Source organism: Mesorhizobium sp. M1A.F.Ca.IN.020.04.1.1, from assembly GCF_003997315.1.
In the GTDB taxonomy this organism is placed as follows: Bacteria; Pseudomonadota; Alphaproteobacteria; order Rhizobiales; family Rhizobiaceae; genus Mesorhizobium.
Map to the genome: position 1 here is coordinate 1 of NZ_RZSN01000226.1, position 7833 is coordinate 7833.

General features: G+C 58.2%; 5 protein-coding genes and 1 pseudogene. 5 read left to right on the forward strand and 1 reads right to left on the reverse strand.

The features are described from left to right. Positions 1 to 233 (reverse strand): annotated as a pseudogene (locus EOA49_RS33175) (hypothetical protein); the annotation flags it as partial. A 1371-nt stretch (positions 234 to 1604) separates the two neighbouring features. Between EOA49_RS33175 and EOA49_RS28650 the strand changes: the two are divergent. The 5 genes from EOA49_RS28650 to EOA49_RS28675 all read left to right on the forward strand — a co-directional run. Further along, positions 1605 to 1826 carry a hypothetical protein gene (locus EOA49_RS28650; protein ID WP_127241199.1) on the forward strand — a complete coding sequence of 74 codons (222 nt, stop codon included), beginning with the start codon at positions 1605 to 1607 and terminating at the stop codon, positions 1824 to 1826. Between the two features lie 22 nt (positions 1827 to 1848). Beyond that, the gene (locus tag EOA49_RS28655; protein ID WP_245460827.1) at positions 1849 to 3141 is read left to right on the forward strand and encodes an amidase; all 1293 of its coding nucleotides are present in this window, start codon (positions 1849 to 1851) and stop codon (positions 3139 to 3141) included. A 669-nt stretch (positions 3142 to 3810) separates the two neighbouring features. Then, positions 3811 to 5016 (forward strand): ABC transporter ATP-binding protein, encoded by a 1206-nt coding sequence (locus EOA49_RS28665; RefSeq protein ID WP_127241196.1) that lies wholly within the window; start codon positions 3811 to 3813, stop codon positions 5014 to 5016. Between the two features lie 113 nt (positions 5017 to 5129). After that, complete coding sequence (locus EOA49_RS28670; RefSeq protein WP_164746845.1) at positions 5130 to 6098, forward strand: ABC transporter substrate-binding protein; 969 nt, start codon at positions 5130 to 5132, stop codon at positions 6096 to 6098. Beyond that, on the forward strand, positions 6083 to 7833 hold a 1751-nt coding region (locus EOA49_RS28675; RefSeq protein ID WP_127243496.1), incomplete at its 3' end, for an ABC transporter permease subunit. The genes EOA49_RS28670 and EOA49_RS28675, both read left to right, overlap by 16 nt.

Sequence of the window (7833 nt, forward strand, 5' to 3'; positions counted from 1 at the left end):
GTAATGCCAGCAATGTCATACCTCACGCTTAACCGGGAACATTCGCGGATCAGCGCATCAAGATTGCCTGAATCGACTTGGATTGCCTCAAGCTTTTCGGCCGCAAGATAATCGTATTGAGTTGGGTCGGCCGACAGGGTAATTGGACAAAGGCCAAGACGCTGAGCCGCTCGGACGTAGAGCGGACCATTGGCCCTATGACCTTCAATCAGGATGAGCGCTCTCTGTTCCATTGGCGATGACCTCCATTGCGTGCTGTGCGGCGGTCTCAGCGTAAACAGGATTTAGCTTTGTAGCCGTGCGACCCCGGACACGTACTAAGTACCAGCGTCAGCGACCTGCAGTCGCAAAGGTTCTGTAAATTTGTTTGAAGGATCTGTTATAGCCGTTCGACTTGCCGGCGGTGTGGCACGGGGACCCTCAACGAAGTTCGGGGGCTTGCGATGTTCAAGGGCGTCGGTTTCAATTAGTGGGTCTTGCTTAGTGTGCGCTGGCCCCCAATCTGTAGTTTGAACCTGCGTGGTCGGGAAATGGCCGCGAGGCACCGCTACCGACCAAACGACCATCCAGCCTTGAGCCGCTGGGCTCTTTGCTGGAACTTTCAATCGACGCAAGCGCAACCTGAGCGACAAATGGCATATTGATAACACCTTCAATGCCTATGCCGGGTCAGCCAACAGCGTCGGGTGACCCGGTCGAGTTCTTCAATAACATCGAGATCATTTCCACGCTTGCAATCGCCACCGGCTGACTGAGTCAGTGGTGCGGTTGAGCATCGTTATCCAGCTACAGCAGTTCGCGGGTGTCTAATGGCCGCGGCCATCAGCAGCCGACAGACTCCCCGCGCAGGCTGTAAAGCCGACTTTTCGAGACCACTTGCGCAGCAAGGAAGTCCTCTGATCCGGGTGAACGACGTCCTGGAATGAAGCGGCGGGAATGGAAGGCGAATGGAGGAGCGCGTTGGCATCCGCGCTTGTCGGGCTCGACCGGCGGCTTAGCGATGCAGCAGCATCCGGGATGCTCGCGAGGCACTCCGCGACAAAGTTCTCATGTCCGGAGGTCGCAGCCGCCGCAATTGCGCCGGCACGCGCAAAGCGTCGCTTCTCGAAGCCAAAACAGACAGCTTCCGTTCCGCCGACGACCTACGACCTGCAACATGACTACGTACATGGTTCAGAGACCGTTGGGCCGTATGACTGAAGGGCGATCCGTTCGATCTGTGCTTCTGTGGCATTGTCAATTCACGAAAAACTTCGGCTTCGACCGCGAACTCTCCATGGGCACGTCATCCGTGAGCAGCTGCGGGTGTATGAAACCGCGGCGGCAGCCCAGTAGGCAGCGGCTCGCGGCTATCAAGGTGCACTACTTGCGATGTAATCAGAGTAGCGGCCGAGAAGATCAAAACGAGTGCTGGATTCTCGGCCGGCTCGCACCGGCTCAAGCCAGGCGAGCAGCGCCTGCTTCCATCTGGCATGACTTTCGCGGTCGATGGAGGCAGACCTCACCGAGGTAACCTTCGGGGGCCGTATCGGTGATTCCATCGAACGAAACCGGGTTCGAGGACCTAGCTGCTATCCCGCCCTGACCGTTGTGAGAGAGAGGACATGATGCTCAAGCCGCGTCTTGAAACGCTGAAATCCATTAACGCCGAGTTTCTCGGCGGCCGATGGGCCGATGACGATCTTCAGCAGTTAATCAGGCCCGCCTTCGGGGTTGTCTCAAGTTTAGCGAGCGTGCTCGCGGATCTGCGCGGGATTGTCGCCAAGGACCTGGGCGATGTCGCACCCCACGCCCGAGCGGCAGCGCCCAACTTCGACGATGACTGAGTTGAGGTCAATCAGGACCACGGTGGCTGCGTTCGAGGACGGCAGCCGATCCGCAGTCGACATCGCCCATGAAAGTATCGCAGCGGCCGAACGGAGCAATCCGTCGCTGCGCAGCTTCATCACTGTGACCGCTGAACATGCTCTGACGCAGGCCAGACAAGCCGATGCACGCCGCACGACCGGGTGCATCCTTGGGCCCCTTGATGGCGTTCCCTATGCAGCGAAGGACATGTTCGAGACGAGCGGTATTCGGACAACCTGCGGCAGCAGGCTGCTGCAGACCAACGTGCCAGAAACGACGGCAGTGGCTATCCGCAAGCTTGATGCAGCCGGGGCGTGCCTGATCGGCAAGACCAATCTCCACGAATTCGCCTATGGCGCAACGGGGGAGAATGGCTGGGCCGGAACGGTCGTTAACCCACATGATGAGACTAGGCTCGCCGGCGGGTCGAGCAGCGGTTCCGCCGCGGCCGTGGCGGCAGGCATCGTGCCGTTCGCGCTCGGCACGGACACTGGCGGCTCTGTGCGGGTTCCGGCCGCGCTCTGCGGTATCACCGGGTACAAGCCGAGCTTCGGCCTGATTAGCCTCGACGGCGTCTTCCCGTATTGCTGGTCACTGGACCATGCGGGGGTGCTGACAACATGCGTCGAGGACCTAACGACGGTCGCAAGGCACATTGCGATGATCCCACCTGCGCTGCCACCTAAGGGCCTGAGGGTCGGGTTAGTTCAGGGCTGGGAACATAAATGCGAAGCGTCCGTGCGCGGCGCATTCCTCGCCGCTAAGTCGCATCTGCTACGGTCGGGCGCCACCTTCGCCGTCGCCCACCTGCCGGATCAAGCCGAGGCCCGCACGGTATCGCTGACCATCCAACTGGCCGAGACTCTGACATATCATGGGCCCAATCTCGCCCGCGCCCGCGATCATTTCGGCGCCGATATGCGCAGCGGCATGGTGCTGGCGCAGTTCATCTCGGCGGAAAGCTATATTCAATGCAAGCGCATGCTGGAGACCTACAGACGGGCGTTTGTAAATACGATGAAAGCGTTCGACGTCCTTCTAACGCCGGCCTGCCCCATCACGGCTCCGAAGATCGGCACACTCGAGGTTAGGGTAGCCGGACAGACCATGCCAATCGGCAACGCGCTGACACTGTTCACGTCATTCTTCAACCTAGTAGGCGCCCCGGCACTGGTGTTGCCGGTCTCTTTGCAAAGCCGCGGCCTGCCCGTTGCGGTACAGTTGGTTGGTGCGCCGGGCTCCGACGCCGAGCTCTTCGAGATTGCCCTGATGCTCGAGAGAATGCTTGGATAGAACCAGATCCAGACCGCAGCCAAGCTGTCCGTTTGAAGCAATCCGGAACGGTCCGTTCGGTGGTCTGGGGTGCGTGTAGCGTTCCAGGCCGAGCGCAGAACCTCTTGCAGCCTTGACGCGAGCATCTCCGAACCTCAGTCTTGTTTCAAAGACTGATTGAGGCCATTTCCCTCGTGCTTTCGGCAAGTTCCTCGAGATAGGGTCGCGCCACACGGACCACGTCAAGTTCATGTGTGGATGCCAGCCGTTTTGCAAGCTAGAACCTGAAGCATCGGGCATGGATCGAGCGGTCACGTGTCAGGCCTTGATAGCGGCCGTTCCATATGCCGCGTGCCGGTATGGTGATGCGCGGATCTTCGTCCCGTTGGACTAATCCATTGTGCTCAAGCGTGGACAGCGTCCTCGAAACCGCGCTTGCATGCTGTTCTCGCCGCCGCGCGATCTCATTCACTCCGATCGGCCTTTCACTCGCGCCGAGTATCCTCAGCAGATTTAAGGCGCGTGGCAAGGTTGTAACCTCCCCGCGGGGCTCGGTCACGGTCGCTCGAGGCATGTTTGTCAGAATTCATCGATGACTCCTCAGCTCAGCTTGACAAGCGTTCACACCCCTGTCAGGTTTCAACGTAATTGCAACACCGTTGCATTATTTGCAACGACTAAGAGGTCTCGATGCCCCGAGGTGAACCGCTGCGACTAGAGCGACTCTGTAAGCAATATGGCAGCGTACGAGCCGTTCATGACATGTCGGTCCAGATCGAGGCTGGCGAGTTTGTCTCGTTTCTTGGGCCAAGCGGATCCGGGAAAACGACAACGTTGATGATGGTCGCGGGGTTTGAAGCGCCAAACACTGGCCAAATTTCTGTCGGTGCTCGACCAATAACGAGGCTACCAGTCCACAGGCGCAACATCGGAGTTGTATTCCAGAACTACGCGCTGTTTCCTCATCTCTCCGTTTTCCAGAACGTGGCGTTTGCGTTGAAGATGCGCGGAATATCCGGCTACGACATTCAAGCCGGTGTCGCCGCGGCACTCGATCTTGTTCAGCTCGGTGAATATGGGGGCCGCATGCCTCACGAGCTGTCCGGCGGTCAACAGCAGCGGGTTGCACTGGCGCGTGCGCTTGTGTTCCGCCCAAGTGTAATTCTAATGGATGAACCGCTTGGTGCGCTTGATAAGCAACTTCGAGAGCACATGCAGCTCGAACTGAAGCGCCTACAAAAATCTCTTGGAACAACAATGGTCTTCGTCACCCACGACCAGAGTGAAGCGCTCACAATGTCCGACCGAATCGTGGTGATGAATGAGGGCAAGGTCGAACAGATTGGTACGCCGGAAGACATATATGAGACGCCAGAAACCCGCTTTGTTGCGAGCTTCATTGGCGAATCGAACTTCCTCGACGCTCGTCTTGTTGGAAAGACAGATCACGGTCCGCTCCTCGATGTCGCTGGCCTGCAGGTTCGAGCGACGTGGCAGGGAGCCGAGCACCAGGTGATGGGGCCCGTGAGCCTCATGGTCCGACCCGAGAAGATCATCCCTCTCGCAACAGGCGCGTGCGCTGACAACGAATTCGAGGGTGTGATCCAAGAGGCTATTTACCGCGGAAACATCGTCAAGTGCCAAGTACGCTTGCGTGGGGCCCCTTCCGTAGTTCTCACTGTAGCCGTAGCTTATCGCGCCTCCTCTCCACGGTTCAAACTCGGTGAGAAAGTGCGAATTGGCTGGGACGCGCGGGATGGACGCCTTCTTTCTGTGAAGGCGAACGGCCCGAGACAAGGTGTACCCGACCATCTCGAAGCTGAGGCGGCTTCGTTGCAGGTGACCTCGGCCGCAGATCGCATCCGATATGGTCTTCATAAGGGAGAGAGCTCATGAGGTGCTACAGCAACTCCAGTCGGCCGACGCGACGTCAGGCCCTAATAGGACTCAGCGGAGCGGCGCTGGTGCTTGGCGCCCCAAGCATTTTGCGAGCGCAAGAGTCGACCCTGGTGGTCGTTTCCGGTGGCGGATCGTATGAGGAGGCGTTCCGCAAAGCCGTAGTTGATCCCTTCCAGAGTGAGACAGGCATCAAGGTGACTTATGTGTCTCCGGCTGACGCGGCGAAGCTTAAGGCGCAAGTCGATAGCAGCAATGTGCAATGGGATGTGGTGGAGATATCCGGCCCTGCGTTTAGATCAGATGCAGACAAGTATGTCGAAGAAATCGATTATGCGGCATTCGATAAGGAAACGCTGGATAATCTTGTTCCTGAGGCAAAGACAAAATATGCCGTGGGCTCGTACGTGTTCAGCACCGTGATGGCATTCTCCACGGCCGATTACCCGGCCGACAAGCCGCGCCCCCGCTCATGGACTGAGTTCTGGGACGTCAGCGCGTTTCCGGGGCCTCGCTCCCTCAGAGAACGGACGGTCGAATTTGCGTTGCTGGCAGCCGGGATTCCGAAGGACAAGCTGTACCCAATCGACTTCGACCAGGCATTCGCGTCTCTCGATCGCATCAAACCGCATATAACGAAATTCTGGAGCGTGGGCGCCGAACCAGGTCAGCTCCTGTCGGATCGTCAGGTTGCGATGTCCTCGGCATGGAATGGCCGAATGCAAATCCTTCAGGAGCAGGGCGCTGGCGTTGATTACCAGTGGAACGAAGGGATGCTTAGCCCGCTGCATTGGGTCGTTCCGAAGGGCACGAAAAACCGGGCCGCGGCCATGCGGTTTGTCGCCTACCAGGCTACCGCGCAGGCGCAAGCTCGTCTCAACAATCTCATCTTTTATGGTCCGCTCAATCGGGCTGCCTTTAATTACATTGAGCCCAGTGTGGCCGCCAAACTGCCGACTGCGCCTGAGAACATTGACAAGCAATTCTTCTACGATCCGGCCTACTGGGAAGCCCAATCCTCCTCGGGCAAAACTAATACCGAAGTGCTCGTGGAGCGCTGGACCCAATGGGTGGCCAGCTAATGGCCACTTTATACCAGACCGTCAGAGCGGCCATCGCGTGGCCCCTACACAATCGCGAAACCTCGCTCTTGCTTGCTCCGATGGCACTTCTGCTCGGGATCTTCTTTTTCGTCCCGCTCGCTGGTCTCCTCTCTCTCAGCCTGTTCGATCCTGGACCGACGCTCGCACACTTCCAAGAGTTCTTGGGTGATCGAACGAACTGGATCATCCTCAGTCACACCTTCGAGCTGGCAATAACAGTTACGCTGCTTTGCCTCCTAATGGGGTATCCACTCGCCTTCTGGATCGTTGCGGCCCGCACCTGGGTCGCTAGAGCGCTATTGCTTGCAGTAGTGTTGCCGTTCTTTACGAGCTACCTCGTGCGTACCTATGCATGGATGGTGATCCTTGGGCGCTTTGGCGTTATTAACCAACTTCTAATGGACTTCGGCATCACCGAACGACCTATCGACCTGATCTACAATAAGTTCAGTGTGCTCATAGCGATGGTCTACATCCTCATGCCGTTTATGGTTTTGGTGCTCATCAGCGTAATGAGAGGGATTCCATCCAGTCTGACTCGCGCTGCCGCCTCCCTCGGAGCCTCTGCGCCCCAGAATTTTTGGCGCGTGTTCTTTCCTTTGAGCTTACCGGGCGTGATCGCGGCCGGGCTGCTGGTCTTTGTGTTCGCTCTCGGGTTCTACATCACTCCCGCGCTGCTCGGCGGCCCGAACACAATCCTATTGCCGATGCAAATCGACATTTATGCAAACGTGACGCTGAATTGGCCACTCGCAGCCGCTGCCGCTACCGTGCTGCTCTCGATCACGCTGGTGGTCTATACAATTTCCAATCATTTCGTCGGTATCGATAGCTTGCTCGGATCTCAGCACGGGGCTGCCCAATCGGCTGGCACACCCGTTCGTCGTTCAACCACCGCTTACGTCCAACTTGTTGACCTCGCTACGGCCCTGGTGCGGGCGGTCGCTCGCAGCCTTCGGGTTCCGGCCGGCTTCGCCATAGGTTGTGAGCGTTGGGCTCTTGGTGGCAAGCTGCTACGCGGCTTCAGTCTGCTCGTTGCTGTGTTTCTGGTCAGTCCCATCCTGATCATTGTTCCGATCTCATTCAGTTCCTCGCGCTTCCTCGATTTCCCGCCCCCCGGCCTGTCGCTGCAATGGTATGAGGCATATTTTACAAGCCGCGCGTGGGTCTCCGCCACGCTGCAAAGTTTGGGCATTGCAACAGCTACCGCATTTGTAAGCCTTGCCATCGGGTCAGCGGCTGCGATGGCGCTCGTGCGCGGCAGTCCGCGGATGCGCCGTGTCGGATACCAGCTCTTGCTTGCACCGATGATCGTGCCGGTAATCGTCAGTGCGGTTGCCCTCTACTTCCTGTTTGCACGGTTGCAGCTCGTCAACACGAATCTCGCTCTGGTGATCGCACATACGATCGGCGCCGTTCCCTTAGTCGTGCTGATTGTCGCCGCAAGCCTACAGGCCCTGAACGTCCGCCAAGAGCACGCCGCCGCGAGTTTGGGGGCTTCGCGGATGGTCACGATTTGGAAAATCGTACTCCCGCTCATGCGTCCTGCGTTAATCGTCGCCGGATTCTTTGCCTTCCTGCATTCCTTCGACGAGTTGGTGCTGTCACTTTTCGTGAGCGGGCCGGACACCACCACCTTGCCGATCAAGATGTGGTCGGGAATTCGGGAAGAGATCACGCCGACGATCGCTGCCGTTTCAAGTCTGCTGATCGC

Excerpts from the sequence above, each read along its gene's own strand:
- EOA49_RS28650 (WP_127241199.1), top strand. The coding sequence starts at position 1,605 with ATGATGCTCAAGCCGCGTCTTGAAACGCTGAAATCCATTAACGCCGAG.
- EOA49_RS28665 (WP_127241196.1), top strand. The coding sequence starts at position 3,811 with ATGCCCCGAGGTGAACCGCTGCGACTAGAGCGACTCTGTAAGCAATAT.